A 1,155-nucleotide genomic window follows, 5' to 3' on the forward strand; every position below is an offset into this window, starting at 1 on the left:
CTCGGTATGCGCCGAGCCGACGTGCTCCACGATCCGCTGACGCCCGGCGACGTACTCCGCGATCTGCACCGCCGTCGCCCCGGAGGCAGTCCGGACCCGCCTGATGAACGCCACAACGCGACACTAGAACACCCCGCTTAGTGCGTGAAACAGCGCCCCTCGGCCAGCATCGCCCCAGATCAGAGGGCAGTAGGTTCTCCGAACCGCTGCAGCGTGAGCCAACTCAGGTCTTCCACGGCCCGGATCGGGCAGGCCCGCGGACCAGCTCGGCCTTGTAGTACCCGTTCACCGTCTCGGCCAGGGCATTGTCATACGAGTCCCCGACGGTCCCGACCGACGGGGTCGCGCCGATCTCCTCGAGCCGTTCGCCGTAGCGAATCGATGTGAACTGGGATCCTGCGTCGGAGTGGCACCGCAAGTCGTCGTGGTGATGGCCCCGGGACCATCGGGCCATCTCGATCGCGTCGAGGACCATCTCGGTGCGCATCTGCGACGCGACCCGCCACCCCACGATCATGCGGGAGGACGCGTCGATGATGAAGCACACGTAGGCCACGCCGGCCCACGCCGGGCGCGAACGTCAGGTCGGTCACCCACAGCCGGTTCGGCGCGGCCGCGGTGAACTGCCGCCGCACCAGGTCAGGGTGCCTCGCCGATGCCGGGTCCGGCCTCGTGGTCTTCACCCGCTTCGAACGTCTCGCACCCTCGATCCCCGCGACGCGCATCAGCCTCGCGGTCTGGTCCCGCCCGATCGCGATCCCGGCGCGGCGGGCCGCCTTCCACAGCTTGCGGACCCCGTAGACGGCTCTTCGCGGTTCGTCGGGAAGTGAGCTCGTGCCGTAGAAGGTGAAGGGGCTCGTGGCCCTGTTGGATGAGTGGTGTCTAGTCATTCGTCCGGAACAGGAACCACGAGCCTTGATCGAGCCTACGACGGGGCAGCCCAGTGCTGCCACCGTGATCTTCAACCTGCCCGAATACCGCGTCCTCTCCGCCACGGTCACCGGCCTCGGGGTCCGCCGCATCTTGGTGGCTCTTCGCGGTTCGTCGGGAAGTGAGCTCGTGCCGTAGAAGGTGAAGGGGCTCGTGGCCCTGTTGGATGAGTGGTGTCTAGTCATTCGTCCGGAACAGGAACCACGAGCCTTGATCGAGCCTACG

At 67.1% G+C, this 1,155-nt stretch carries 1 pseudogene; it reads right to left on the minus strand.

From position 1 onward, the window contains the following. Nucleotides 1–226: 226 nt before the first annotated feature. Nucleotides 227–818: pseudogene (locus ACQ5BE_RS18930) on the minus strand (IS3 family transposase); the annotation flags it as partial. Nucleotides 819–1,155: the final 337 nt, after the last annotated feature.

The sequence above is a fragment of the Sinomonas sp. B1-1 genome (assembly GCF_050474465.1).
Taxonomy (GTDB): Bacteria; Actinomycetota; Actinomycetes; order Actinomycetales; family Micrococcaceae; genus Sinomonas; species Sinomonas flava.